Source organism: Helicobacter sp. T3_23-1056 (assembly GCF_053654535.1).
Genome location: NZ_JBSIUU010000018.1, coordinates 14,090 through 40,445, shown reverse-complemented (window position 1 = coordinate 40,445; position 26,356 = coordinate 14,090). Strand labels below are relative to the sequence as shown.

The 26,356-nt window shown below is 40.5% G+C and carries 24 protein-coding genes and 3 pseudogenes; 20 read left to right on the top strand and 7 right to left on the bottom strand.

What is annotated here, in order from left to right:
• Window positions 1-198: 198 nt before the first annotated feature.
• The 11 genes and pseudogenes from fliW to ACWIUO_RS09690 all read left to right on the top strand — a co-directional run bounded on the left by fliW (window position 199) and on the right by ACWIUO_RS09690 (window position 12,642).
• Window positions 199-630, top strand: coding sequence for a flagellar assembly protein FliW (fliW, locus tag ACWIUO_RS09740; RefSeq protein WP_454177706.1), 432 nt, complete (start codon window positions 199-201; stop codon window positions 628-630).
• A 45-nt stretch (window positions 631-675) separates the two neighbouring features.
• A pseudogene (locus ACWIUO_RS09735) lies at window positions 676-822 on the top strand (glycosyltransferase); the annotation flags it as partial.
• 66 nt (window positions 823-888) lie between these two features.
• A complete protein-coding gene (locus ACWIUO_RS09730; RefSeq protein WP_454177719.1) occupies window positions 889-2,508 on the top strand; it encodes a UDP-N-acetylglucosamine--N-acetylmuramyl-(pentapeptide) pyrophosphoryl-undecaprenol N-acetylglucosamine transferase in 1,620 nt (539 codons plus the stop codon).
• Between the two features lie 84 nt (window positions 2,509-2,592).
• Window positions 2,593-3,912: a glycosyltransferase family 2 protein gene (locus ACWIUO_RS09725; RefSeq protein WP_454177705.1), complete on the top strand. Its 1,320-nt coding sequence runs from the start codon at window positions 2,593-2,595 to the stop codon at window positions 3,910-3,912.
• A gap of 34 nt (window positions 3,913-3,946) precedes the next feature.
• Complete coding sequence (locus ACWIUO_RS09720) at window positions 3,947-5,821, top strand: glucosyltransferase domain-containing protein (protein ID WP_454177704.1); 1,875 nt, start codon at window positions 3,947-3,949, stop codon at window positions 5,819-5,821.
• Between the two features lie 48 nt (window positions 5,822-5,869).
• Window positions 5,870-6,100 (top strand): hypothetical protein, encoded by a 231-nt coding sequence (locus tag ACWIUO_RS09715; protein ID WP_454177703.1) that lies wholly within the window; start codon window positions 5,870-5,872, stop codon window positions 6,098-6,100.
• A 105-nt stretch (window positions 6,101-6,205) separates the two neighbouring features.
• A complete protein-coding gene (gene gap / locus ACWIUO_RS09710) occupies window positions 6,206-7,192 on the top strand; it encodes a type I glyceraldehyde-3-phosphate dehydrogenase (protein WP_454177702.1) in 987 nt (328 codons plus the stop codon).
• Between the two features lie 49 nt (window positions 7,193-7,241).
• On the top strand, window positions 7,242-8,567 hold the full coding sequence (locus tag ACWIUO_RS09705) for a glucose-6-phosphate isomerase (RefSeq protein ID WP_454177701.1): 1,326 nt from the start codon (window positions 7,242-7,244) through the stop codon (window positions 8,565-8,567).
• A 272-nt stretch (window positions 8,568-8,839) separates the two neighbouring features.
• A complete protein-coding gene (locus ACWIUO_RS09700; RefSeq protein ID WP_454177718.1) occupies window positions 8,840-9,334 on the top strand; it encodes a phosphatidylglycerophosphatase A family protein in 495 nt (164 codons plus the stop codon).
• Window positions 9,335-9,753: 419 nt separating this feature from the next.
• Window positions 9,754-11,304, top strand: a pseudogene (alaS, locus tag ACWIUO_RS09695) (alanine--tRNA ligase); the annotation flags it as partial.
• A 129-nt stretch (window positions 11,305-11,433) separates the two neighbouring features.
• A complete protein-coding gene (locus ACWIUO_RS09690) occupies window positions 11,434-12,642 on the top strand; it encodes a DHHA1 domain-containing protein (protein WP_454177717.1) in 1,209 nt (402 codons plus the stop codon).
• A gap of 117 nt (window positions 12,643-12,759) precedes the next feature.
• On the opposite strand, the gene ACWIUO_RS09685 is transcribed toward ACWIUO_RS09690, so the two are convergent.
• The 3 genes from ACWIUO_RS09685 to ACWIUO_RS09675 all read right to left on the bottom strand — a co-directional run bounded on the left by ACWIUO_RS09685 (window position 12,760) and on the right by ACWIUO_RS09675 (window position 15,429).
• On the bottom strand, window positions 12,760-13,353 hold the full coding sequence (locus tag ACWIUO_RS09685; protein ID WP_454177700.1) for a hypothetical protein: 594 nt from the start codon (window positions 13,351-13,353) through the stop codon (window positions 12,760-12,762).
• Window positions 13,343-14,809, bottom strand: a complete 1,467-nt coding sequence (locus ACWIUO_RS09680; RefSeq protein ID WP_454177699.1) for an AAA family ATPase — start codon at window positions 14,807-14,809, stop codon at window positions 13,343-13,345. The genes ACWIUO_RS09685 and ACWIUO_RS09680 overlap by 11 nt, the downstream gene beginning before the upstream one ends.
• Window positions 14,810-15,237: 428 nt before the next feature.
• Window positions 15,238-15,429, bottom strand: coding sequence for a hypothetical protein (locus tag ACWIUO_RS09675; protein WP_454177698.1), 192 nt, complete (start codon window positions 15,427-15,429; stop codon window positions 15,238-15,240).
• Between the two features lie 220 nt (window positions 15,430-15,649).
• On the opposite strand from ACWIUO_RS09675, the gene metG reads away from it, so the two are divergent.
• Entirely contained in the window at window positions 15,650-17,821 is a 2,172-nt protein-coding gene (gene metG / locus ACWIUO_RS09670) for a methionine--tRNA ligase (RefSeq protein WP_454177697.1), read from the top strand.
• Entirely contained in the window at window positions 17,821-19,047 is a 1,227-nt protein-coding gene (locus tag ACWIUO_RS09665) for a hypothetical protein (RefSeq protein ID WP_454177696.1), read from the top strand. Before metG ends, ACWIUO_RS09665 begins: the two co-directional genes overlap by 1 nt.
• 259 nt (window positions 19,048-19,306) lie before the next feature.
• Here the strand turns inward: ACWIUO_RS09665 and aspA are convergent, their stop codons facing one another.
• Window positions 19,307-20,728, bottom strand: a complete 1,422-nt coding sequence (gene aspA / locus ACWIUO_RS09660) for an aspartate ammonia-lyase (protein WP_454177695.1) — start codon at window positions 20,726-20,728, stop codon at window positions 19,307-19,309.
• Window positions 20,729-21,239: 511 nt separating this feature from the next.
• Here aspA and ACWIUO_RS09655 point away from each other — a divergent pair.
• Both ACWIUO_RS09655 and ACWIUO_RS09650 read left to right on the top strand, forming a co-directional pair.
• Window positions 21,240-22,841 (top strand): annotated as a pseudogene (locus ACWIUO_RS09655) (DASS family sodium-coupled anion symporter).
• Window positions 22,842-22,938: 97 nt separating this feature from the next.
• A complete protein-coding gene (locus ACWIUO_RS09650) occupies window positions 22,939-23,157 on the top strand; it encodes a hypothetical protein (RefSeq protein WP_454177694.1) in 219 nt (72 codons plus the stop codon).
• Window positions 23,158-23,164: 7 nt separating this feature from the next.
• Here the strand turns inward: ACWIUO_RS09650 and ACWIUO_RS09645 are convergent, their stop codons facing one another.
• Together ACWIUO_RS09645 and ACWIUO_RS09640 are read right to left on the bottom strand one after the other, a co-directional pair.
• Complete coding sequence (locus ACWIUO_RS09645) at window positions 23,165-23,350, bottom strand: hypothetical protein (protein ID WP_454177693.1); 186 nt, start codon at window positions 23,348-23,350, stop codon at window positions 23,165-23,167.
• Window positions 23,325-23,522, bottom strand: coding sequence for a hypothetical protein (locus ACWIUO_RS09640; RefSeq protein ID WP_454177692.1), 198 nt, complete (start codon window positions 23,520-23,522; stop codon window positions 23,325-23,327). The genes ACWIUO_RS09645 and ACWIUO_RS09640 overlap by 26 nt, the downstream gene beginning before the upstream one ends.
• A gap of 42 nt (window positions 23,523-23,564) precedes the next feature.
• Here ACWIUO_RS09640 and ACWIUO_RS09635 point away from each other — a divergent pair, with 42 nt between their 5' ends.
• The 5 genes from ACWIUO_RS09635 to ACWIUO_RS09615 all read left to right on the top strand — a co-directional run bounded on the left by ACWIUO_RS09635 (window position 23,565) and on the right by ACWIUO_RS09615 (window position 25,588).
• A complete protein-coding gene (locus tag ACWIUO_RS09635; RefSeq protein ID WP_454177691.1) occupies window positions 23,565-23,714 on the top strand; it encodes a hypothetical protein in 150 nt (49 codons plus the stop codon).
• A gap of 276 nt (window positions 23,715-23,990) precedes the next feature.
• Complete coding sequence (locus ACWIUO_RS09630) at window positions 23,991-24,416, top strand: hypothetical protein (protein WP_454177690.1); 426 nt, start codon at window positions 23,991-23,993, stop codon at window positions 24,414-24,416.
• 8 nt (window positions 24,417-24,424) lie between these two features.
• Complete coding sequence (locus tag ACWIUO_RS09625) at window positions 24,425-24,883, top strand: hypothetical protein (RefSeq protein ID WP_454177689.1); 459 nt, start codon at window positions 24,425-24,427, stop codon at window positions 24,881-24,883.
• A gap of 9 nt (window positions 24,884-24,892) precedes the next feature.
• Complete coding sequence (locus ACWIUO_RS09620; RefSeq protein ID WP_454177688.1) at window positions 24,893-25,243, top strand: TM2 domain-containing protein; 351 nt, start codon at window positions 24,893-24,895, stop codon at window positions 25,241-25,243.
• 198 nt (window positions 25,244-25,441) lie between these two features.
• Window positions 25,442-25,588 (top strand): hypothetical protein, encoded by a 147-nt coding sequence (locus ACWIUO_RS09615; RefSeq protein WP_454177687.1) that lies wholly within the window; start codon window positions 25,442-25,444, stop codon window positions 25,586-25,588.
• A 149-nt stretch (window positions 25,589-25,737) separates the two neighbouring features.
• On the opposite strand, the gene ACWIUO_RS09610 is transcribed toward ACWIUO_RS09615, so the two are convergent.
• Complete coding sequence (locus ACWIUO_RS09610; RefSeq protein WP_454177686.1) at window positions 25,738-26,190, bottom strand: pseudoazurin; 453 nt, start codon at window positions 26,188-26,190, stop codon at window positions 25,738-25,740.
• Window positions 26,191-26,356 lie beyond the last annotated feature (166 nt).

Genomic DNA, 26,356 nt, shown 5'->3' with positions numbered 1-26,356 from the left:
TGTGAGATGCAAATTTGCAAGGCAAAATCAAAAAAGCCCTGATTATAGCATAGTTTGGTAGATTTTTATTGACACGATTTTAATGCAGATTTAGGCACAAAGTTTGCTTTATCGCTTGCTAAATGCAAAACCATAAAATCCACCAAAATCACAAAATCCCCACAAAACCACAAAAGCAAAATCACAAAAGGAGAATCTATGCGTTATGCTATAAAAGCCCCTATTTTAGGATTTGAATACATCACAAGTGTCGAGCTTGTCAAAATCGATGAGTATTTCTCTAAAATCATCGCTACAAACCAAAACATCGCCACCAATGAATATGGCACAAACCAAATCGCCCACAACATAGAAATGATGCTTGTCAATCCCTATGCCCTGCGCGAATACAGCTTTATAATCCCCAAATACATAGAAAGCCTGCTAGAAATCAAAAATGATTCTAGCGTGGAAGTGTATTGCATTGTCGTGCTTCAGCGCAATGTAGAGGATTCTATGGTAAATTTTCTAGCACCGCTTGTGTTTAACACGGCAAATAAAACCGCAGGGCAAATCGCCCTATCAATGATAGAATATCCAGACTTTGGCTTCAAAGAAAGCCTAAAATCCTTTATGCGACAAGGCGCGTAAAAGAAGGCGCGTAAATACGCATAATGCTGGCGTGAGGTATAAGATTTGGCATTGCTTATCACAGGTGGAGGCACGGGGGGGCATTTAGCCATTGCATTGGCACTTGGCGAGGAGCTAAGCAAGAGGGGGGTAGAGGTGGTGTATGTGGGGTCGGTTAATGGGCAAGATAGGCAATGGTTTGGCAGTTTTGATAGCAATGGCAATTCGTCTTTGGGTAATCAATTTGGTAAATCCTCTCACCCTGCTTCACTGCGGCGTATGTCTAATACGCCTCATTCGCAGGACGAGAGGATTTACCAAAGCAATACCGCAAATACTAGAATTGTAGATTTTAGTGAAAAAGATTCTAGTATGGCAGAATCATCATTGCGAGCGAGCGATAGCGAGCGTGGCAATCCAAAATCCCCCCTCCCTTGCGGAGGGGGGCTAGGGGGGAGGGTAAAATCTAGCGATAATCCGTCATTGCGAACGGATTTTCAAAATCCGCGTGGCACAAGCCCACAGCTACGAAGTAGCGATTTAGCAGAGCGAAAGTTGTCGCAGTTGTGCGAGCAAAATCCACAAACAACAATTTGTCATACTGAGGGAGCGCAAGCGACCGAAGTATCTCAATCGCAGCTTAAAAATAGAGATATTTCGGGCTTAAGCCCTCAATATGACAAAAAAATAATTGACAAAACAATAGATTGCCACGAATTTGCAACTTTTGACAAAGTCGCAAATTCTCGCAATGACGAAATAGATTCCCCCTCCCTTGCGGAGGGGGCTAGGGGGAGGGTAAAATCCACATTAGAATCTGTCCCAAAATCTAGCCTAGATTCTAACGCCAAATCATCATTGCAAGCAAATTTGCAAAATCCGCGTGGCAATGCAAAAAATATCACAGAATCTCACAATGAAGCAAGACAACAAAACCCCCTATTTATAGCGACTTATTTTTTGCAAACTTCAGGGGTGGTAGATAAGCGCGGAGTAGGCAAAATCCTATCCCTTTTTTCTCACCTAAAAACCCTAAAAACCATTTATCACATTTTCAAAAAACACGACATAAAAGCCGTAATCAGCGTAGGTGGCTTTAGTGCTGCGCCTGCTAGCTTTGGCGCGATACTCTTTGGCAAGCCTCTTTTTATCCACGAGCAAAACGCCATAAAAGGCAGACTAAATTCACTTTTATCACCATTTGCAAAGCGTGTGTTTAGTGCGTTTGGAGAAAATCCCATAGCATACCCCACCAAATCCCAAGCGAGGGCAAACGCACGCATACGAGATGAAGTCAAAACCATCGCTTTTATCGGTGGTTCTCAAGGCGCACGCACGATAAACGCCCTAGCCCTACAATTATCAAAAACACTTTTGGAAAGGGGATTTAGCATTATCCACCAATGCGGGCAAAACGAGCTAAAATCCACGCAAGAATACTACAAAAAATTAGGCATAAATTATCATTTAGAAGAGCAATTTAGAGCCAATGATTCTAGCAAAAATGCCGTAGAGCTTTTTGGATTTAGCAAAGATATTATTTCCAAACTAAGCAGGGCTGATATTTGCATAGGCAGGGCTGGGGCTAGCTCTGTGTGGGAAAATGCGGCATTAGGATTGCCAATGATATATATCCCATACCCCTATGCCGCAGGCAATCATCAAGTCCATAATGCAGGATTTTTCACTTCAAAAGAGCTAGGATTTGTAGTCTTAGATGACAAAGGCGAAAAAAGCCCCCAAAAGCTAGAATCTATGAGAGGGCAGATTTTAACGCATATTGATTTTTTTGCAAAAAATAATCAAAAGCTAAAATCCATATCTTTAACCCTCATAGCCCTAGCAAAAGAAAACGGCGCGCAAAAAATCATCGATGAGATTTTACAAAAGCTAAATTAAAGATTTAATATTAGTTTATTTCTACGGATTACAATTTTAGGATTTTACGCTTTGTAAGCGATTTTAAATATATGTGAGTTTGCTATGAATACCAATGTATCAAATACTTTAAAAACCCCTACCAAACAACCCTCCACTAAACAAATACCCGCCAAACACGGCTTGCAAAATGCTAGCCCAAGTAGCCAAAATAAACAAAATAAAATCGTGGGGCTATCCATAGTCGTCCCCTGCTACAATGAAGAAATCTCCCTGCCACCTTTTATGGCAGAAATCACAAAAGTGATGAATGGAATTGTCCCGTTATTAGAGCAAAATCTCACGCTTTTAAGCGGGGATTTTGCTAAGGCGGATTTTGCAGATTTTGCAGATTTTGCTACGGATTCTACCAAAACAGATTTTGATGGGGCGGATTTTGGTAACGCAGATGAAAAAACATTTTTGCCCTATGAGATTATTTTTGTAAATGACGGGAGCAGGGATAAAACCCTCCAAGTGCTAGATAATATCAAATCCCAAGAATTCACAAAAACAGACATAAGCCAAAAACGGCAAATCCATATCCACTCTTTTTCGCGCAATTTTGGCAAAGAAGCCGCCATACTAGCAGGGCTTCAAAAAGCGCGTGGGCAGGGCGTGATTTTGCTTGATGCGGATTTGCAAGACCCACCAAGACTAATTAGCGATATGGTGCGCATCTGGCTAGAATCAAAGCGAGAGACAAAAGTCATCTACGCCTGTCGCACCACGCGTGCAGGAGAGTCCAAAATCCGCGCTTTTTTAAGCGAGCTATTTTACAAAGTCTCAAATTTCATCAGCGAAGTCAAAATCGAATCTGGCGTGAGGGATTTTCGCCTAATGGACAAAGAAGTCATCGCCTCACTTTTGCAAATGAATGAATATCATCGCTTTTGCAAAGCAATGTTTGCGTGGGTGGGATATAAGCGCGAAAAACTAGAATATGAATATATCCCACATATCAAAGAATCCTCTAGCTGGAGTTTTTGGAAACTATTTAAATACGCAGTGGAGGGAATCGTAAGCTTTAGCACGATGCCATTGCGCTTAGCATTTGTATTTGGGTTTATCATCTCTGCGTTTGCGGTGGTGTTTGGGATATATCGCATCATCGATACGATTATCTATGGCAATGCCGTAGCTGGCTACCCTAGCCTTATTGTTATCATTAGCTTTATCGGCGGGATTGAGCTTATCATACTAGGCGTCATAGGCGAATACATCGCTAGAATCTATGAGCAGGTAAAATCTCGCCCGCATTTCATACTAGAGCATCGACATTTGGAAAATAGCCACGAAAATAATGCGGATTTGACAGATGGCAATGAAAAACCTAAGCTAGATTCTACCCCAAAATCTAGTAGCTCTAAAAGTGCGCTTTTTTAAAGCCTTACAAAAATCAAAAACAAAAAGGATACAAATGAACTCTAAAAATACCAAAGATTCTACCAAGTCTCTATCGCTCCTCCCAAAACCACCATTTAGCCTCTTTGCTGAAATCTTTAGTGAGTTTCGCACCGCTAGCCTAGCCCTTTTTCAGACGCAGGGATTTTGGAAATATTTTTTAATCGCCTTTTCTATTTATCTTTTAGGGATTTTGAGTCTTATCCGCGCTGATGTGTATTATATCGATGATTTGGGGCGCGCAGCTATCGGCTATAAAGAATGGGATAATTTTTCGCGCTATATTAGCTGGTTTCTCTCTACCCCTATGCACATGAGCACCACGCTTAGCGATATTGCCCCCCTTACACAGCTTGTAGCCATCGCATTTCTTAGCTTTGCTTCGGTAATCCTTGTGTGGAGCGTGCGTGAGATTATATGGAAAAATGAGGATAGATTGTGGGAATCTAGCGAGATTCCAAACAAAAAGCGACTAACCGTTATGGGGATTATCGCTTCTGTGCCTATCGGGCTTTCGCCGTATTTTTTAGAGGAGCTATCTTTCCGCTTTGATTCGCCGTATATGGCGTTATCCGTGCTTTTTAGCGTGATACCATTTGTATTTATCCACCATATCAAAGCCTATATTCCTGTGAGCTTTCTTTGCTCACTTGGTATGTGTATGACTTATCAAGCAAGTAGCGGGATTGAGGTGATTTTGGTGTCATTTTTTGCATTTTTGATGCTAAACCAAACCAACGCAGGAATCAAAAAAACACTGATTTTTGTATGCGTGTCAATGTGTTGTTACTTGCTTGCCTTAGGCGTGTTTAAGCTATTTATTATGCACCCTTTTGCCCATGACCAAGCAAGCACAGAGATGTATCATTTAGCCGAGATTCCAAGCGGGTTTGTCAAAAATGTCATAATGTATGTGGGATATTTGTGGAATGATTTTGGGTGGAGTGGGATAAAAATCTGCTTTTTTTGGATTTTGGGATTTTTTGTGCTATCTAGCATATATCAAGCACGGGTAAATAAAGCTATCTCAACCCTGCTAGCCCTTGCTATACTTGCTATTGGGATTGTGTTTTCTTATGGGACTTATTTGGTGCTTGTAGAGCCGCTTACTCGTCCGCGTGCGTTTATCGGCATAGGCGTATTTAGCGCGACTATTAGCGTGTATGTAGTGAGTGCGTGGAGAGGCTGGGCGCACAAAAAAGAGGAAATCGCGCAGGCAAATAGCGAAAATCTAATCACAAGAAGCGCACCTCAAAGGGCGTTTTTTGTGCTATCTGCTGTGGTGGCTGGCTTTTTTTCTTGGTCGCTTATTGTCTTTGCCAACTCTTATGGCAACGCACTTGCAGCCCAAAATAAATATTTAGATTTTCGTTTTACGCTACTTTTAGATGATTTGGTAAATTCTGTGCCAAAAAAAGCCGCGGATTACCAAAACTACCTCTATCGCATAAAGGGGTGGGTTACTGCTTCCCCTGTGGTAGAAAATTCCTCCAAAGACAACCGCATAATGAAACGGCTTGTGGATATTACCGATAGTAAGTATTGGGTGAGAATGGCGATGAAGCACTATGGGTGGGGCGATGTGCCAGAATCTCAAGTGTTTGTAACGCCTGATAATGAAGACCACCAAAAGCTAGCCGAAAATCCACACTGTATCCCAGAGAGCGCAGGGAGACTGCTAAAACGCGTAAGCAATATCTATCATCAAATCGAAGTGTATCCTCATTGCACGATTATTGAGTTTAAGGGCAAGGAGCGATATTTGCACGATTATCAAGAAGAGCTAGAGCAAGAAAAGCTAAAAGCACAAGAGGAAAAACTAGAAGAACAGCGACTAGAGGAAGCAAAATCTAAGCAATCAAATAAGCAAAAAGCGCAGAAAAACAAATAGTAAAATAGTATTTGGTATTTTCACAATATAATCAATACGGAGTTGTATATGAGCAAAAAAGACCGCGCCAAGTCAAAGCTTGATATGCTAAGAAGTCTAATATTAGGCTTTATGACTGCATTGTTTGGAGCAGGTGGATATGCTTTCACTCATCATAAGGAACTTACTTTTTGGGAGGCGATTATCATTAGTGTGTGTATGTTGTTTTTTATATCTGCGATTTTATGGTGTGGATATGAATACAATAAAGAGCTTAACAAATTGGAGAAAATGAAATGATAGGATTAGTTTTAGCATTATTTGCCGCCTTTAGTCTTGTATTTTGCGCAGTTTTTATTGTCAAAATAATGGGCTAGTCATCACAATATTTAAGGAGAATCGATTATGAAAAAAATCGCCATAAATGGCACAGGTAGAATCGGGCTTTGTGCCGCTAGAATCATCGGGCAACGAGATGATATAGAGCTAGTCGCGCTAAATACCACCGCAGATATTGACACGCTTTTGCACTTGCTAAAATACGATTCTGTGCATAGGGGCTATGAGGCTAGCAAAGTCGATGAGACGCATTTAGCCATCGGCAAATCAAAAAAGGTAAAAATCCTAAGCGATAGAGACCCAAAAAATGTGGATTTTTCAGCTTTTGGCGCGGAGGGCGTGATTGAGTGCACGGGTAAATTTAACTCATTAGAAAAATCTAGCGTGCATTTAAAAGACAACATAAAGCGCGTAATCATCTCCGCCCCAGCCGATAATGCCCCAACCTTTGTCTATGGCGTAAATCATAATGACTATAAAGGCGAGCAAGTCATCTCAAATGCCTCTTGCACGACCAATGCCCTAGCCCCCATCGCTAAAATCTTGCACGAAAATTTTGGCATACAATCAGCCCTTATGACGACCGTGCATAGCTACACAAATGACCAAAATGTGCTAGATGTCAAGCACAAAGACATTCGCCGCGCTAGAGCTTGCGCGCTAAATATTATCCCCACAAGTTCGGGTGCTGCAAAAGCTGTGGGGCTTGTTATCCCGCAGTTGCAAGGCAAGTTTAATGGATTTGCCGTGCGCGTGCCAACCCCTGATGTAAGCCTTGTGGATTTGAGTGCAAATCTATGCGTAGAAGCAAGCGTAGAGGCGATAAATGAGGCATTTAGACAGGCGCAAGATTCTAGTATGAAAGGAATCATTTTTGTCGATGAGGACAAATGCGTATCAAGCGATTTTATCGGCTCACCTTATAGCGCAATCATCGTGCCAGACAAAACACTAGCCATTGGCAAATCTATCAAAGTGCTTGCGTGGTATGATAATGAAATGGGGTATTCAAGAAGGCTTGTAGATATGGCTTTGTGGGCTTTGGAGCATTAGATTTTATAATGCCTAATAAACGCTACAAAATAAAAACTAGGAAATCAAAATGTTAGCTTTTTTGAATAATTTTTATGAAAAGCACGCAGATACAAAGACAAATAATGAGATTTTTGCCAAAATCTTAAATGAGAGAGAAAAAGGCGTAAGTGGGTATTATGCACTACCCTTTGAAAACAAGGCGTGTGAGGACATAGCTAGATTTTGCAAGCGCAAAAAAGAGCTACTAAAAAGCGTAGAAAATATCATTCTAATTGGCATAGGTGGGAGCTCACTTGGGACAAAGGCGATTTATCATTTATTGCGCTATGTGGGAAAAGGCAAAGATAGCACGCAAGATTTTGAAATTTCACGCAAAAATCCACCTAAAATCATATTTTTAGAGCATACAGACGCGCTTATTATCCCTCACGCCCTAGCAAATATTTCGCTAGATTCCACGCTATTTATGGCTATTTCCAAATCAGGTAGCACGATTGAGACTGCTAGCTTGCTAAAATATGTCATTGCTAGGTTTGGTTTGCTAGATTCTTGCCAAAACAAAGAGCATTTGCTTTGTATCACTGATGAGGGTTCGGCATTGCAAGAGTTTGCGAGCAAAGAGGGGGTAGAATGCCTTAGTATAAATCCAAGCGTGGGGGGTAGATTTTCCGTGCTTAGCGCGGTAGGGCTTACGCCTTTGGCATTGCTAGGGTTTAATGCTAGCGAGATTTTGCGCGGTGCTAGGGAGTTTATGGAGGGGTTTTTTGCGCGCAAAGAGGAGCATATTTTGACAAAGGCTAGCTTTTTTGCCAAACATTATGAGACATATCCTATCACTACACTTTTTTCGTATTCAAGCATTTTTAAAGAGTTTAACGCGTGGTTTGTGCAGCTTTGGGGGGAGAGCTTAGGCAAGATAGATGCGCAGGGCAAAGCTGTGGGGCTAAGTCCTGTGGGGCTTATAGGCAGTATTGACCAGCATTCATTTTTGCAGTTAATCATTGAAGGCAGAGCTGATAAAAGCGTAACTTTTTTGTCCCTATCAACAAACGCGCTAAAAAGCCAAAATCTTATCAAAAATCCGCCCAAAATCCCAAGACTTAGCCTACGTTCCATAGAATCTAGCGATTTTGTCAATGGCATAGATTTTAGCGAATTGCTAGATAGGCAGAGGGTGGCGACTTTTGAGACGCTAGATGGGCTAGAGGATAGAGAGATACCGCTAGATTCTATAATGCTAAATGAGCTAAGCGAAGCTAGTGTGGGGGCTTTGATAGCGTATTTTGAGCTACTTACTTCAGCGGTGGGCACTGCTTTAGGCATAAATACTTATGACCAGCCCGCCGTAGAGCTAGGCAAAAAACGACTAAAAGATGGATTTAGAAATCCATAAGCTATGTAAAATCTACAAAAAACATAATGAATACAAATCATCAAAATAATGCCAAAAAATCAAAATCTAGCAAGGATTTTGCGGATAAGACAAATGCAAATAGTGCGGATTTTGTGGAGGATTTTAAGCTAGATTCTAGCCAAAAACATAACGCAGATTTTATGGAGGATTTTGGGGTGGATTCTAGTAAGGATTTTGCTAATGAGCCCAACAAATCCACGCAAAAAAACACAAGCCAAATAGCAAAATCAAACACCACAAATCTTGCTCAAATCGCGTTTTTAAGCGTTTTTTGGGTGGGCAAATGCAAAAAAGCTAGCGGGACTATGGGTAGCATAGCAGGGGTAGCTTTTGGTTTGCCGATTTTGTATTTTTCCTCACAGACGCTTTTTTTGCTAGCCATTTTTGTGGGGTTGCTAGCCATAAAGCAAGTAAATCTTTATGAGGCACAAAATGAGCACAAAGAGGGATTTTGCCACGATGAAGGCTGGATAGTCATCGATGAAGTGGTGGGCGTGTGGATAGCCCTTTCAATCGCTTGTTTTAGTGAGATTAGCATTCTTAGCGTGGCAAGCGCGTTTGTGCTTTTTCGCGTGTTTGATATATGCAAGCCCTCACTCATTGGCAAAATCGACAAAGAAGCAAAAGGCGGGCTAGGCGTAGTAGGCGATGACGCCTTAGCGGGGCTAGTCGCTGGGCTAGCTAGCCTTGTGGTGCTACAAATCACAAAGGTGGGGAATGATTTTTTAGTGCGATTTTTGGGGTAGTCTGCGTGTAGTTTGCATTAAGATTTTTTGATTTTGTCTTTGTGTGTTTTTGATTGTTTTTTTGGTATTTTTTAGCGTTTTTTTATAGATTTTGTGAAAATTTTGATTGATATTTGTAGATTTTGCATAGCAAAATGCGTATTTTAGGGATAATGGAACGATTATTGATTATTTAGGGTAATTTTTGAACGAGGTTTTTAATGCAAAATAGCATAAATGACACAACTAATAATATGGACATTCGGGCGTTGTTTTTGGAGTTTTTTGCGAGCAAGCAAGGCAAACTAAGCAAGTCTAGCACGCAAAGTGCGCTAGACACAAACAGCGCGAAATCTAGCGACACGACACGCGCAAGCGCAAAATCTAGCACGCAAGCGCAAAACGGCACAGAATCTAGCGGGCATAAAGTCTATGATTCTATGCCTTTAGTGCCTGATGATAGCAGTTTGCTTTTCACAAACGCAGGAATGGTGCAGTTTAAGGACATTTTCACGGGCAAAATCCCCACACCCACGCCTCCGCGTGCGACTAGCTCACAGCTATGTATCCGTGCAGGTGGCAAGCATAATGACTTAGAAAATGTCGGCTACACCGCCCGCCACCACACGCTTTTTGAAATGCTTGGCAACTTTAGCTTTGGGGATTATTTCAAGCGCGAGGCGATTAGCTTCGCGTGGGAATTTGTAACGGAGGTGCTACAATTTGATAAAAGCCTGCTGTATGTAACGGTGCACGAGAGCGATGATGAGGCTTATGAGCTATGGCAGGAGCATATCGCGCCTAGTCGCATTAAAAAAATGGGCGATAAAGACAACTTTTGGCAAATGGGCGATAGCGGACCTTGCGGACCTTGCAGTGAAATCTACATCGACCAAGGGGAGCGGTATTTCAACGGAAGCGAGGATTATTTCGGCGGGGAGGGCGATAGATTTTTAGAGATTTGGAATCTTGTCTTTATGCAATATGAGCAAAAAGACGGCATTCGCACCCCACTGCCACGCCCAAGTATCGACACAGGAATGGGGCTAGAGCGCGTCTATGCTTTGAAAGAAGGCAAAATCAACAACTACGATACCTCGCTTTTCGCCCCCTTAATGAAGTGCATCGAAAATCTCACGGGGCTAAGCTATCTGCACGATGATGAGGTGCTGGATTCTCACGGGGGTGATGATTTATCGCTAAAAGCTCAAGCGTCTTTTCGGGTTATCGCTGACCACGCTAGAAGTGTGGCGTTTCTTTTGGCGCAAGGGGTGAATTTCGACAAAGAGGGGCGAGGCTATGTGCTTCGCAGAATCTTGCGCCGAGCGGTGCGACACGGCTACTTACTCGGGCTTAAAAAGCCCTTTTTATACGAAGTGGTGGGCGAAGTGTGCGAGAGTATGGGCGCGCATTATGGCTATCTCTTAGAGCGCAAAAGCGCGATAATGGAGCAGTGCAAAAATGAAGAAGCGCGGTTTTTTGAGACAATCGAAGCGGGAATGGAGCTGTTTTCAGCGGAATTAGGCAAACTTGAACAATCCGCAAAAAGTGCCAAAAAATCAGAATCTGATAATGCAAATTCTAGCGCGAAAATCTTTAATGGTGGTGTGGCGTTTAAATTGTATGACACTTACGGATTCCCATTAGATTTAACCCAAGATATGCTCCGTGAAAGCGGAATCGAAGTGGATTTGGTGGCGTTTGATAAATGTATGAACGAGCAAAAATCGCGCTCCAAAGCGAGCTGGAGGGGCAGTGGCGATGAAGTGAAAAATGGCGATTTTAACGCGCTTTTAAGCGAGTTTGGGGAAAATGAATTTGTGGGCTATGAGCGCGTGAGCGCGGAGGGCAAAATCTTAGCGTTGCTTGATTCTAGCTTTAAGCGCGTGGATTGCCTAAAAAGTGGTGAGAATGGCTGGGTAATGCTAGATAAGACGCCGTTTTATCCAGAATCTGGAGGTCCCATAGGCGATAAAGGCGTGATTATTTCCCCCCTCCCTTGCGGAGGGGGGCTAGGGGGGAGGGTAAAATCTTCTAGCAATAAAGATTTTGATATTTCTAAAACCCACCCCCAAACCCCCTCCGCAAGGGAGGGGGCACAAAAGGGTGGCAACTTCGCAATGGAGGGGGCTTCCCGTTTAGATTCTAAAGAAAGTGGTGGGCGGGGCGAGATTCTCGCGGAAGTGATTGACACCAAAAAATTCTTTGGATTAAATCTTAGCCAAGTGCAAGTCAAACGCGAGCTCAACGCGGGAGGGACGATTTGTGCGAATGTGGATTCTAATGCGCGTGCAGAAATCGCCAAGCACCACAGCGCGACACATTTGCTCCACCTTGCGTTAAGAGAGATTTTGGGCTCTCATATCGCCCAAGCAGGAAGCCTCGTGGAATCTACGCGTTTGCGCTTTGACTTCTCCCACCCAAACGCCCTCACAAACGAGCAAATCGAGCAAATCCAAGACTTTGTCAATGCGCGGATTTGGCAGGGCGACTCCCAAAAGTGCGAGATAATGCCAATCGCCCAAGCAAAAGCAAAGGGTGCGTGCGCGCTCTTTGGCGAGAAGTATGGCGAGGAAGTGCGCGTAATCACTTTTGGGGAATCTATCGAGCTATGCGGGGGAATCCACACGCCAAACACCGCACAAATCGGCAGTTTTTATATCACAAAAGAGAGTGGCGTCTCAAGCGGAGTGCGCAGAATCGAAGCGGTATGCGGGCGTGCGGGCTATGAATACGCCAAAACCGCGCTAAATGAGGGCAAACAAGCAAGATTAGAGCTAAAAAGCAATAACATAATAGAAGCTATCGCCAAGCTCAAATCTAGCGCGAAAATGGCAAAAAAGGGCGGGGCGTCAAAGGGCGGTGCAAGTGGGAATCTAAGCCCCAAAAACTTGCAAGCTAAGCAAATAAATGGCGTAACACTCATCGTGCAAAGCGTGGAGGGCGCGAGTGTAGGCGAGATCAAAGAAGCGGTGGATAACGCCAAAAATCAGTATGGAGCAAATGGCGTGGCGGTAATGCTTTTTGGCATCGATGAGGGGAGAATCCACATAGTCGCGGGTGTGAAAAATGCCAAAATCAAAGCGGGCGAGTGGGTAAAGAGCGTGGCGCAGAGTCTGGGCGGAAATGGCGGGGGCGGCGAAAACTTCGCCCAAGCAGGGGTTAAAATAGAGGGTGTAAAAAATGATAGCGCAAAAACAAATGGCACAAACGCTACAAAATCTAGCGCGGATTCTAGCCTAGATTCTAAAATAGATTCTGCCGCGATAAAATCCAAAATCCAAAATGCCATAAATGAGGCAAAGCAAATCGCCAACAACGCGCTATAAAATCATTGCAAACAAACATCAAAGCCACAAAAAAGCGCGAGGGGTTATGTTTTGGCAAATATTTACATCAAATATTGAGGCTTTAAAACTTGTGCTATTTTAATAATAGTTAGTTTATTAAAAATTGAAAAAATCGTATCCATTTGTGATTTTTGCACACCCTGACCCATCAATCTTAATTGGCTTTGAATATATTACTTTATCGCCTTTTTTGTATGCTGACAACTTGTTTGCAATGTTAATTTGTGGATAAATATAGAATCGATAAAAGTTTGTAGGCTCTAATTTGGTATTGTAAAGATAAGAATAATATTCCAAAAGATACGAAACAAATAATTTTGATGATTTGGTTTGATGAAGTGCTTCATTAAGATATTTTTCACAATAACGCGACTTTATTTCACAGCAATAAATTTCTAATTCATTATTTTTTGATTTCAAAAATAATATAAAATCACAACAACAATTTGTATTTGGTGAATTCTTTTCAAATAAATTTTCAATAGTGTAGTTTTTATTTAAGTTTTCAGTTTTATCTTGCTTGATGATTAAAATATCATCTTGGTTTTTAAAGGTAAAATGAATTTGTTTTATGAGGCTTTCTTTTTTATCTTCCTTAATGATAAAACAACTGCTCTTTTTATTTTGTGGCTCAACTTTTAAATTTTTATGAATGGCATTGCGAAAATCTTTTAGAGTTTTATTTGTCATTTTTAGCCTTTATAATCTCTTCAAAAATTAAACTTTGATTTTCATTTTGTGAATTTATAGGCTCATCAAAAGTATCCATAAATATACCTTGTTTAGAATCTACTTTTATTGGTTTTAAAGTATTTTTCCCACGAACCTTGTCAGCAATATATGCTTTTACTTTGCTTGATTCTAATTTGTGTTCTTTGGTATAGCCTTTTTTGTGTAATTTATTTATTTGTTCGCAAGAGAGATTATTTAACATTATGCAATTACTTAATTCGCGCACTATATAATCACTATGGGTAGTAATAAATACTTTAATCCCCGCATTTACAAGCAATGCGATAAGTCTGCCCATTAAAATTTGATTGCTTGGGTGAAGATTTAGCTCTGGCTCATCTATCATCAAAATATCTCCCTTTTGCGCAACATTGAGAACATAATAATTAAGCATTAAAAGAGAGCGAACGGAGCTAGAGGCGCGTTGTATGGCAAATTTACCCTTTGTAATCCTTTGCTTTGCTCCCGGTGCAAATTCTATGCTTGTTTCACTAACAACATACTTTCCACCTACAATTTTATAGAGAATCTCCACAATTTCCTTATGCAAAGGCAAAGATTCTGCGCTTTTTATAAAACTAATTTTTTTGCTTGCCATATCAAGTTCGCGGATAAAATAAATATTATCCTTTACGGGTTTTGGGTATCTTGAATATCTGTTATTAAAAACATCTGCGACAATTTCTTGCATATTCTTTGTATTAACTTTTGAGATTCTATCCACGATTTCATTTTTATTTACATCGAGTTCTTTTTGGAACATTGATGCACCTGTCCGTTCAGCACTCAATATAAAGGCTCTTGGATACATACTAAAAGTTATGTATGAGAATAATACAAAAATAAATCTCTGCTTTCTAAACTCCAAGTCTTGTTGCATTTTTTCAAGGAAATGATTTTTTCCTTTTTCGTAGTTAAATTCAAAGTATTCATCTATAATGTTACTTAATGTAAATTCCGAAGAATATCCAAAAAAATCTATAATTACTTGTTTATTAACTCCATCTTTAATATTTTTCAAAATATCTAATATCATATCTTTTGTATCGATTTTAAAAATACTATTCTTAAAGTCTTCGATATTTCCTGCTAAAATCTCTTCTAAGTTATTATTGTATGTGGATATTATAGTATCAAACAGACTACCAATAATGGTTTGCATATTATTTATTGTGATTTTTATTGTATATTCATCCCTAAAATCAACGAGACTACCAAATTGCTTTATAATATGTTCTATAATTCCAAGTATGGCAAAGCGAGAATTATTGCCATTTATAAAATCTAAATACCCATACAAACTATAAGTCGCATAAGTTTTACCCGTATTATTTTCTCCACAAATAATAGTCAAATCACCAACTTCAAATTCGGCTTCATCAAGCATACCGACATTTTTTAATCTAACTTTCATATACTTTTCTCCTAAATTTAGTTAAGAAGTGCTATTTTACACAATTTATGTTTTAAGTGTTTTATAGCAAATCATTAAATCTAAGCAAAAAACTCTACCATATTTTGTTAATGTTTAATTATCCAATTACATTGTTTTCGCTTTTAGCACCTAACTTTTTATATTTTCAAAATCTCTTAACTTAGAGTTGTGTTTTTGTTTTTAGTTTATATTTTTGTAAAATACTACTGATTGCCAAAATACCCTATCTAGCTCATCTTTGTGGCTCTGTTTTATCGTGCCATTTTCGTGCCATTTTGGATAAAAATATCGCTCAACGCATATTTGTTGCGAAAAATAGCTATGTATAAAAATCTAACCACACTTTACCATCTGTCCTACAATAGCAACTTTTTGTAAGCATTTTTCCTAAATCATTATCGTTAAAATCAGACTTTGTGAGGTTTTACTAAGTTTTTGTAGTATCTTGCCTCCGTCATTGAAATATTTAAAAATTTATCTTTATTTTTCTCAAAAAACTTTAAAGTCATATTTTTGAGTTGTAATTCAAGCATATCGCTATTTTCGTAAAATTCTACATAATCATTTTGATGCAAATATTCTCTTTTGAATTGTTGCATCAATTTGTGCTACCTTTTGCGTAAAATATGTTTGCCTTTTGTATGATTTTATAGATTTGGAAATGGATTATAATCTGCCAAATCCCAAGTTAAAAATTCCAAATTTTGATCTCACATCGTAGAGTATTTTGGTGTATTCTTTATATATTTAGGCAATTTTTAGTAATTTATCATTATAATATGCGATTGTTTTTGGGCTTCTGCATACGCTAAATGCGCTTTGCTTATAAAACACAATAAAACTAAACATTGTCAAAGGGCAAAAGTGTCAAACAAAAAATCTCTCATCACTACACCTATCTACTATGTAAATGATGTCCCACATATCGGGCATACCTACTCCACCATCATCGCTGATATGCTAAAAAAATACAAATGGCTAAATGGGCAAGATGTTTTCTTGCTGACAGGCACAGATGAGCACGGGCAAAAAATCGAGCAATCGGCAAAAACAAAACACAAAACACCAAAACAATACGCCGATGAGATAAGCTCTAAATTCCGTAATTTGTGGGATAGGCTAGATATTGGGTATGATTATTTCATACGCACCACTGATGAAAACCATAAACACGCCGTAGCAAAGGTATTTGAAGCGATGTGTGCTAGCAAAGATGTGTATTTGGGGGAGTATGAGGGGGATTATTGTGTAAGTTGTGAGAGCTACTACACGGGGGTAGAAAATGGCAAATGCCCAGAGTGTCCGGGCGATAAACCGCTAACCAAAATCAAAGAAGAGAGCTATTTTTTCGCGCTATCTCGCTATGAAAAACGGCTATTAGAATGGTATCAAAAAGGCGCGATTTTGCCCACTCACAAACGCAATGAAGTCATAGCATTTGTAGAGGGCGGACTAAAAGATTTATCCATTTCGCGCACTAGCTTTGAATGGGGAATCAAACTACCAAATATCGCCGTGCCAAATGGGCTAGATTCTAGCAATCTCACCACACCAAAAAAACAACACATAGCGTATGTGTGGCTTGACGCGCTGTTTAACTACATTAGCGCGCTTGGATTTTATCAGCAAGATTTTGTGCCAAAATCTAAAACGCTAGAATCTAGCGCAACATCTAATACGCCTAAGCAAGAATATTGGCAAGACGCCACACATATCGTTGGCAAGGATATTTTGCGATTTCACGCGGTGTATTGGCCTGCGTTTTTGATGAGTTTGGGGCTACCCCTGCCCTCTCATATCTATGCGCACGGGTGGTGGCTACGAGATGGGGCAAAGATGAGCAAATCGCTTGGAAATGTCATAAATCCTAGCGAATTTGCCAACGCTTATGGGATTGAAAATTTGCGATTTTACTTGCTACGAGAAGCACCATTTGGGCAAGATGGGGATTTTAGCCAAAAAGCATTGGTTGAGCGGATAAACACCGAGCTTAGCAATGATTTAGGCAATTTGCTAAATCGCTTAATAGGAATCGCGGATAAATACACAAATTTGCGTATAAAATCACAGGATTTTGAGTCGCTATACAAAAGCGAATGGCAGGAAGCAAACGCCATCTTTGCCGAGCTAGAATCCAAAATGGAAGCGATGAATATCAAAGGCTATATTGAGGATATTTGGCGTGTGTTGCACCTTGCTAATGCAAGTGTGGCGAAATATGAGCCGTGGAATCTACACAAAAACGGCGATAAAAACGCATTAGATGGGCTTTTGGCATTGCTTGCTAACTTGTTATTAAAAGTTGCGTTTGCGCTTTATCCTATAATGCCAAAGACTATGCAAAGCATAGCAAGCGCGTTTAGCGTGGAGATTTCGCCTAATAATTTTAGGGCATTTGTGAAAGAAAATGTGGCGTTTAGGGATTTGTGCGTGCAAAAAGTGCCACCGCTTTTTAGCAAAATAGAAAAACCTCTAATCGATGAAAACTACGCAACAAAATCAAACACAAAATCTAGCGCGCAATCTAGCGCAAATGATTCTGCAAATACGCAAAATACTGCGCAAAATGCGAACAATACACAAAATCTAGCAGAGCAAAAAATCACAGAACAAAAAATCGCAAAACAAAAAATAGATGGCATAGCCACCTTGCAAGATTTGCAAAATCAAATCAATATAGATGATTTTGCCAAAGTAGAAATCAAAATAGGCGAGATTTTGTCCTGCACGCCCGTGCCAAAATCTAGCAAACTTTTGCGATTAAATATAGATTTGGGAGAGTCTAGCCCTAGAGTGGTGCTATCAGGTATCGCGCAGTTTTATGATGCACAAGAGCTTATCGGCAGGCAAGTCTGCGTGGTGGCAAACCTAAAACCAGCCAAACTTATGGGCGAGCTAAGCTATGGAATGATACTTGCTAGCAAAGATGAAAATGGTCTGTCTTTGCTAGGCATCGACAAAAAACGCAAAAATGGAAGTAAGGTAAGCTAGTGAGAGTATCTGAAGCGAGTGAAATCATTTGCGGGCAACTCATCAATGAGCCTTCAATAGGCTCTTTTGAGGGGTTTGCCACCAAAGTCGAAGATGTCAAAAGGGGCGTGCTGTTTTTTGCGCTAGATAGAGATGAGATTGATTTGGCATTAGAAAAGGGGGCATTTGGTGTGGTGTTTGATAGCCAAGCACAAATGCGAAATGTCGAAGTAGCGTGGATAAAAGTCGATAATATCGAGCATTCTCTTATTCGATTAGTGCGATATTTGCTTGTCGGCAAAAAGATAGAGATTATCTTGCTTAGCGAGATTCAATACAGCATTGCAAAAGAAATAATCCGCGAAAAAGAAATCCTATTTTTTGATGATTGTCTAAGCAATTTTGCAAGCGATACAAACAGATACAATAGCTATGCGACAAACAAAGATAATAATCTAACCCCACAAGCAAGACTTCCTATCCAAGAGCTACTTGATGGCATAGTCAAGCAAAATCCCCGCAAAATCATCACTTCATTGCAAGGCATAGCGGATTTGAGTATCGAAGAATACACCACCTGCATAAACCCCAAACACTCCCCGCTTGATATTATCACCCCTCATCAAATCTTTGAAAGCAAGTTTTATCACAAAGTGAGTGCGTATCAGATACCCTTACCTGCGGTATTTCTCCCAGAGCTTGGAGCAGTGGTGGAGCTGTGTCTAAGGGAGGGTGATGAGATAGCGTTTGAGTTGCGCGATTTTGCGCCATTAGAAAAGCTACTGCCCATAGCACTATCCCCAGAGGCAAAAATCCTCCCTCTTGGCAAAAGCAACAAAGTCGCTATCCCAACCCATAGCGTAGAGATATTTTTGCGCTATGCGACATATCTCAAAGAAAATGCTAAATTTGGCGAGTTGGCGTTTTTTGTCCCTAGAATCTTAGGCGAAAAAGAGATGAAAATCTTTACTCCGCTGAAAGAAAGTAGCGATGAAAATGATGAGTATGGGGAGCATTCAAAAGTGGGATTTTATCTTTGTGAAAATGCTCTAAATGATAGTAGCCAAAATGATGAAAATCATAGCAAAGAAAAGCTAGAAGCGATATGCTATGACTCATCAAATGAGCTACCAAAAATGCTAAAAATAGAGCGGTTTAATTTCGCCCTTGTGCTAGGGATTAGCACGGAGGGGCTAATTTTTGTGCTAAATGAAGCTAGCAAAGACACTTCGCCTGTGTTGTTTTAGGGGTTTTTTGAAGTTTTATTGCTTTTTTATGCGTTTTTTTATTTGTGCATTTTTGGCACAAAGCAAAAAGCGATTATGTAGATTGAGCGATTTATCAAAAACAAAAAGGTGTAATCAACGCTTGCAAACGCTCACTTACACTCACTTACAAACGCTTGTTTGCAAAAAATGCTTATGCCGACACGCAATTACTAATAATCATTTGCTTGAAAAACCCTCGCTTGCCTACATTCTCGCTTGCCACCATTTATTTGCGTAGTTATTTTTGTTTGGTTAGCTCATCGCGGGTTAAATGCGGATTTAGCATATTCTCTGGCGTGAGGATATTATCTAGCTCCTCTTTGCTTAGCAGTCCGCGCTCTAATGCCAAATCATACACGCGTTTGCCTGTGTTTAGTACTTCTTTTGCGATAGAAGCGGAGTTTTCATAGCCGATGTATGGGTTTAGCGCGGTAACGATACCGATAGAGTTATACACGAAGTCATTACACACTTGCTCATTAGCCGTGATTCCGTCAATGCACTTATCCGCGAGCGTTTTCATCGCTTTTTCGAGCATTACGATACTATTAAAAAGACTATACGCAATCACAGGCTCAAAGACATTGAGCTGGAGCTGTCCGCCCTCGCTAGCAAAGGTAACCGTAACATCAGAGCCGATGACAAAAAAGCACACTTGATTCACCACTTCGGGGATTACGGGATTGACTTTGCCCGGCATTATCGAGCTTCCGGGCTGCATTTTTGGGAGGTTGATTTCATTTAGTCCGCATTTTGGACCACTGCTAAGCAAGCGTAAGTCATTGCAGACTTTGGAGAGTTTCGCGCTCACGCGCTTTAGCACGCCACTGATTTGGACATACGCGCCTGTGTCTTGGGTAGCCTCTATCAAATCGCTAGCCACGATATAATCGTGTCCGCTTACTTCGCGGAGCTTTTTCTCCACGACTTTTGGGTAGTCGGGGTGAGAGTTTATCCCTGTGCCGATTGCTGTGCCTCCCATATTGATTTCAAGCACGAGTTTGCGCGCCTCTAGCACGCGCTGTATGTCTTCGCCCATCATAACCGCAAAGGTTTGAAACTCTCTCCCCAAAGTCATAGGCACGGCGTCTTGGAGCTGTGTGCGCCCCATTTTTAGGACATTTGCAAACTCTTTTGCCTTTTTTTCGTAGGCAGATTTTAAATGCTCCATAGCCTTTGCCAAATCGCTCAAATAATCGTGCAATGCCATACGCAACGCCGTAGGATAGGCGTCATTGGTGCTTTGGCTTAGATTGACATGGTCATTTGGGTGGAGGTATTGATACTCGCCCTTTTTGTGCCCCAAAATCTCTAAGCCGATATTAGCGATGACTTCATTTGCGTTCATATTGGTGCTTGTGCCTGCCCCGCCTTGAAACATATCCACGACAAATTGGTCGTAATATTTCCCCGCGATGACTTCATCGCACGCCTTTGTGATTGCGTTTTTGATTTTCTCATCTAGCAATCCTAGCTCATAGTTTGCAAGCGCTGCAGCCTTTTTCACCCGTGCGAGATTACGCACGAAGCGGGGGAAATTCCCCAACTTATCGTGCGAAATGTTAAAATTCTCAACCGCCCTAAAAGTCTGCACCCCATAATATACGCTATTATCAATCTCCAACTCCCCGATAAAATCGTGCTCTTTTCGTGTCGCCATTTTTGCTTCCTTTTTATCATAGATTTTGCGCTAGATTTGCTAGATTGCTAGCAATCCTCTAAGCATTTGCAAAGCATAGCAAATCTTAAACATTAGCGCGTAAATCACTTTTGCTAAACAATGCTAATTTTTATAAAATCTTACAAAACCCTTGCAAAACCCTTGCGACTCTTTTACAAAATCCTTGCAAAACCTCTTATAAAAACCCTTGCAAAGCTCTTGCAAAATCCAAAAAATAGTGATTTTCAATGATTTTGCCAAAAAACACCTAAAATCCCAAAATCTAACCACCCCACACTACCCAACAATCAGCACAAAATCAACACCAAATCAACAAAAAACAAAAATCACTACAAAAAAAGTTTAAGAAAAATTTACCCTAAAAGTTACAAAATTGCCAAAAAATCAAAAAGCGCAAAAATTTCGCAAAAAAATATTAAAGAATCTATCAAATACAAATCATTATTTGCAAAAACTATCATACAATTTTTACGCATTTTGTAACCGCTATATGCCTAGCCAAAATACTAAGGCGAATCTAGCGTATCAAATGCAAATTTTGGAGATGAAAATAAGGAGGTTCTTTATGGAAAAGGACAAAGTGGCGTTTTTTGCGAAGCTCTTTGCACCTGTGGTGTTTGGGCTTATCGTGTTTATTTTGCCAAAGTTTTGGGGCGTAGATGCCCCTGAGGGTTGCACTCATAATGCGTGGATTTATTTCTCCGTATTTATGGGGCTAATTTTAGGGCTTATTTTAGAGCCCATTCCGCCTGCGTTTATCGGCGTGATTGCTATCGTCATAGCGGTGGTGCTACGACTAGGACCTAAAGGCTCTGGCGAATTAGATGCCAAAATCAAAGCCGCAGACGCGCTAAATTAGGGAATCAGCGGATTTTCTAACGCGGTTGTGTGGCTTATCTTTGCGGCATTTACGATTGGGCTAGGATTCACTAAGACAGGGCTTGGCGAGAGGCTAGCACTCTATATCGTAAGCAAGCTCGGGCGAAGCACACTAGGGCTAGGCTATGCGATTGCGCTTGTGGATTTAATCCTCGCTCCATTTATCCCTAGCAACGCAGCTAGAAGCGGTGGCTCGGTGTATCCTGTGGTTTCAAGCATCGCGCCTATGTTTGATTCTCACCCTGATAAAAACTCGCGCAAAATCGGCGCGTATCTTATTTGGACAGGGCTTGCTACGACTTGTGTGTCTAGCTCGATATTTTTGACAGGGCAAGCTCCAAACCCGCTAGCACTAACGCAAATCGAAAAAGGCGGTGGCGCGGTCGTGGATTGGGTGAGCTGGTTTTTAGCATTTTTGCCTGTGGGGATTATTTTGTGGATTATCACGCCGATTTTGGCTTATGTGATTTACCCGCCTGAAGTCAAAGGAAGCAAGGAAGTGGTGGATTGGGCGAAGCAAAAATATGACGCGCTTGGCAAAATCACTCGCCCGCAAATCTTTATGATTATTATCGCGCTTATCGGGCTTGTGCTGTGGGTAGGCGGGAGCTTTTTCCCAAAATCCGCGCTCTATAATCTAAACGCCACTACCACCGCGCTCCTAATGATAGTGCTAATGGTAGCGGCAAAATGTATCAGCTGGCAGGATTTCTTAGGCAATAAGCCCGCGTGGAATACGCTCGTGTGGTTTGCTACGCTTGTGGCTATGGCTGGCGGGCTCAATAATGTGGGCTTTATCGCGTGGCTAGCAAATCTTTTTGATGGGAAGTTTGATGGCGTAGAGCCTATCGTAGCGATTATCGCGCTGATTTTGGCATTTTCTTGGTTGCGCTATTTCTTCGCCTCTGGGACTGCGTATGTAACCGCTGTAATGCTCATCTTTGTAACGCTCGTGCAGTCAATACCCGGGCTAGATGTCAATAAGACGCTATTGTTGCTTATCTTGCCTATGGGCTTTATGGGGATTATCACGCCTTATGGCACAGGGTGTAGCCCGCTGTGGTTTGGTAGCCACTATATCAAAGGACCGACATTTTTCCTACTTGGGGGAATCTTCGCGGCGATTTATATGGTGATTTACTTGCTTGTGGGAATCCCTTGGATAGACTACATAATGCCTCATCTAAGCCTACACGGCGGAGCTAGTGCGTAATACGGCGTAGCTGTGGCGTAAGATTTTAAGAGGGCTTTATACGCTCTTCTAAAATATGGCTAGATTCTGTTTGATAAATGGAATCTAGCCTTTTTTATTGCACAAAATCAAAGAATCTGCGCTAAAAATGACAATAGATTTTCGTCGTTGCCAAGATTTTGCGACTTTTTTTTGCCATTTTTTTCGTCATTGCGAGAATCGCGCTAGCGATTCGTGGCAATCCACTACGATTCTACTTTTTTGTCGTTTTGTCGTTTGCTGTCATTGCGAGATTTTGCGACTTTGTAAAAAATCGCAAAATCGTGGCAATCTATAATCAAAAACTATAAAAAAGCGTTATTTGGTAATTTTTTATTTTGGATTGCCGCGCGGATTTTGACAAATCCGCTCGCAATGACGGAGCTTTTGTCATATTGAGCGCGTGAGCGCGAAATATCTCTAAAACCACAGTGCAATAGAGATATTTCGGTTTCTTGCGAAACCTCAATATGACAATGTTGCTTCGTCATTGCGAGCGAGCGTGTAAAAGATGGCGTGGCAATATATTTTTGTCATATTGAGCGTTAGTGAAATGTCTCTATTTATATCAATAGCTTGAGATACTTCGCTTTTTTGCAAAACCTCCGTATGACGATAGATTTTTGTCATTGCGAGATTTTGCGATTTTGTAAAAAATCGCAAAATCGTGGCAATCTATAACCAAAAACTATAAAAAAGTGTTATTTGGTAATTTTTGATTGTGGATTGCCACGCGCAACAAGTTGCGCTCGCAATGACACCCACCCACTGCACCCCCTCCGCAAAGGGAGGAGGATTTTAGATTGCCACGCAAAATTCGCCTACGCTCATTTTGCTCGCAATGACAAAGACTAAGACAAAAAATCCACACAAAAAAAACTAACGATTTTCTTAAATAAACTGCATTTTGATTGTTTGGTGTGCAATGACAAAATCTTATTTTACTTTTTTGCCTTTTGTTTTATTGATATACAAAATACTTCTTAAAAACGCTTCTTAAATCCTGCAATGTTTTGTTGTTTGAAATCCGTTTTTTTTTTTTTGTAGCATACTTGCCGTTGTTTTTTATATGCCACAATTTCGGCAAAAATCGTGCTAAAAGCAACTAAAATCTGCAAATAAAGGACAAAAATGGATACAAATTCGATACTGCTAATGGTGCAAGATAAGCTACCAAAGGACATTCAAAGCCAACAACTCTTGCGCGAAAAACTTGATAATCTAACCGATGCGCAAAGAGATGAGCTAGCGTTAAAACTCCCTTCACTAAATCTAACAAGCCCTGCGCTTGTGTTTTGGGTGGGGAGTTTTTTGTTTGGGAATTTTGGCGTGGGTAGATTTATGATTGGCGATATGTTACTAGGTGGGATTAGGCTAGGGATATGGATTATTTTGACACTATTCGCAACATTCGTGCTAGATGATGCAGAATTTGGCGTTAAACTTATCGCATTGTTGCTAGCACTTGTTGCGTGGATTTGGTGGATAGTAGATTTGTTTCTCACAGGCAAAAAGCTACGAAAAAAGAACCTAAATAAAATCCTATACGCTATATGACAAAAACTATGGAAACAAATCTAAGACATATAGCCCTGCTATCTATGACGCTAGAAAACAAACTAGATGAGCAAGGTAGAATCCACACGCTAGAACAATGCAAAGAAACAGATGAAAAAACTTTGCTAGGAATATTAAGCATTAACTTTAAAAATCCCTTAACAGGACTACTGCTCCAAATCTTTTTAGGATATTTGGGGGTGGGTAGATTTTATAAAAGCAAGGACTTAGATATAGCCATTGGCGTAGGTTTTATCATTGGTTATTTTTGCGTGTTTTTATTCTTCGTGTATGCTAGTTTTAACGGAAATGAGACAATGTTGATTCTAGCTTGTATATTGATTGCGTTTCATATGCTTGCTGTGTATATTGATAGTTACTTTGTCTATAAAGGCATACAAAAAGACAATTTTTTTCGCATACAAGAGTATCTTTTTTCTGTAAAAAACAACAAAGCCACTTCTTAAAGGGCTACAATGAATAATGCGGTAATGCTAATGAACCAATGGCAAGACAAAATCCCGCCTGCGCAAGCATTTATCCTACAAGAGCAGCTCGAAGAAGTCGATGAATCCTCGCTATACTCGCTTGTATCGCTTGATTTAAAAAGCCCTATTATTGGTTTTGTGCTTGGGTTTTTGCTAGGATATTTTGGTGCGGATAGATTTTATAAAGGCGATATATGGCTAGGTGTGGCAAAACTTTTATTTTGCTGGCTGACTTTTGGGGTATGGTGGCTTGCGGATTTGTTTCTCGTGTGGATGGAGATAAGAAATGACAATGTCGCTAAAATCGCCCAAGCTCTAGCCTTTGCCAAAAAGAAATGAGAATCTAGTTAAAAAACTAAAATATAGTAGGCAAAGAAACAACTAAGGATATAAAATCCAATCAAAGAAGCGTTTGCAAAAGCGGGGGGATTTTGCCACTTATGAGGAATATACAGAGCGTATTTTGCTTTTTGCCAAACTGCTAAAATACAATAATCAACCTTTAGAATCTGTGATAGGATTTTAGATAGCGGATTAGTGCTTAATCTTTGGGTTGATGGGTTGCTACAAAACTATACTTTCAAAATGGGGTATTTGCAAAATGCGGGTAACTTCCGTTTAATGCTAGATACAAAGGCGGGGAATCCTTATATAGGCTATTTTGAGGGATTTAGCAGAATCTAAAAGACAATAAAAAAGAAGTCTAGCCACTTAAAATCTAATAGATTTTGTTTCAAACAAGATTTCTTAGATTCTAAGTAGCGGGGGCAAAATCGCATTTTGCGATTTTGCAGAGATAACAAAAAAAGCGACAAAACCGCGCTACGCTCGCGCTATTTTTTGATTTTCTGGATATATTTGCCTAGTCGCTCTTTTGCTTTTGGTTGTTTAAATATTCCATCATTGATTTGAGACATATTAGTAGCTTTGCCTACTTGAAAAACCCCTACCATACCCATAGGCGTGTGTGGTATGCACTCATAGACATACACGCCCTCTTTTTTTGGTGTGATAGTAAATTTTTCACCCTTGTTTCTCATCATCGTTTGTGGTGTTTGAAACTTCTCCGCGCCTGCTGGGATTACCACACTTCGCGCATTATGCGTAGGGTCAGTCGCCACAAATGTGATAGTATCTCCGGGCTGGATATGCACAAACGCTGGCTCAAATACCATAGGTCCCTCTGCGCCTTTGTTAAGCATTTTGATTTCATAGTCCTTTGCAAAAGCAAGGCTACACATCGCTAGAAACGCCAAAGCTAGAAGCTTTTTAGTAGTCATAAACATACTAAGTCCTTTGAAGTAGATTTCTCAATCATCGCCACAGGATTTTGCGTATTTTATGTAGATTTAGACACCCAAAATCCACAATCAAAGCAAAATCAAAATAATGGCTAGATAGATTGGATAAGACTTTATCAAAAATTCAGTTAATATGCCGTTAATATGCTTA

Bases quoted from the DNA above. Each gene is read 5' to 3' on its own strand.
- ACWIUO_RS09715 (WP_454177703.1), top strand. From the start codon at position 5,870: ATGAGCAAAAAAGACCGCGCCAAGTCAAAGCTTGATATGCTAAGAAGT.
- ACWIUO_RS09720 (WP_454177704.1), top strand. From the start codon at position 3,947: ATGAACTCTAAAAATACCAAAGATTCTACCAAGTCTCTATCGCTCCTC.
- aspA (WP_454177695.1), bottom strand. From the start codon at position 20,728: ATGGCGACACGAAAAGAGCACGATTTTATCGGGGAGTTGGAGATTGAT.
- ACWIUO_RS09630 (WP_454177690.1), top strand. From the start codon at position 23,991: ATGGATACAAATTCGATACTGCTAATGGTGCAAGATAAGCTACCAAAG.
- ACWIUO_RS09725 (WP_454177705.1), top strand. From the start codon at position 2,593: ATGAATACCAATGTATCAAATACTTTAAAAACCCCTACCAAACAACCC.
- ACWIUO_RS09680 (WP_454177699.1), bottom strand. From the start codon at position 14,809: ATGAAAGTTAGATTAAAAAATGTCGGTATGCTTGATGAAGCCGAATTT.
- ACWIUO_RS09645 (WP_454177693.1), bottom strand. From the start codon at position 23,350: ATGACGAAGCAACATTGTCATATTGAGGTTTCGCAAGAAACCGAAATA.
- ACWIUO_RS09620 (WP_454177688.1), top strand. From the start codon at position 24,893: ATGAATAATGCGGTAATGCTAATGAACCAATGGCAAGACAAAATCCCG.
- ACWIUO_RS09675 (WP_454177698.1), bottom strand. From the start codon at position 15,429: ATGCAACAATTCAAAAGAGAATATTTGCATCAAAATGATTATGTAGAA.
- ACWIUO_RS09705 (WP_454177701.1), top strand. From the start codon at position 7,242: ATGTTAGCTTTTTTGAATAATTTTTATGAAAAGCACGCAGATACAAAG.
- ACWIUO_RS09690 (WP_454177717.1), top strand. From the start codon at position 11,434: ATGGAGGGGGCTTCCCGTTTAGATTCTAAAGAAAGTGGTGGGCGGGGC.
- fliW (WP_454177706.1), top strand. From the start codon at position 199: ATGCGTTATGCTATAAAAGCCCCTATTTTAGGATTTGAATACATCACA.
- ACWIUO_RS09730 (WP_454177719.1), top strand. From the start codon at position 889: ATGTCTAATACGCCTCATTCGCAGGACGAGAGGATTTACCAAAGCAAT.
- ACWIUO_RS09610 (WP_454177686.1), bottom strand. From the start codon at position 26,190: ATGTTTATGACTACTAAAAAGCTTCTAGCTTTGGCGTTTCTAGCGATG.
- ACWIUO_RS09625 (WP_454177689.1), top strand. From the start codon at position 24,425: ATGGAAACAAATCTAAGACATATAGCCCTGCTATCTATGACGCTAGAA.
- gap (WP_454177702.1), top strand. From the start codon at position 6,206: ATGAAAAAAATCGCCATAAATGGCACAGGTAGAATCGGGCTTTGTGCC.
- ACWIUO_RS09685 (WP_454177700.1), bottom strand. From the start codon at position 13,353: ATGACAAATAAAACTCTAAAAGATTTTCGCAATGCCATTCATAAAAAT.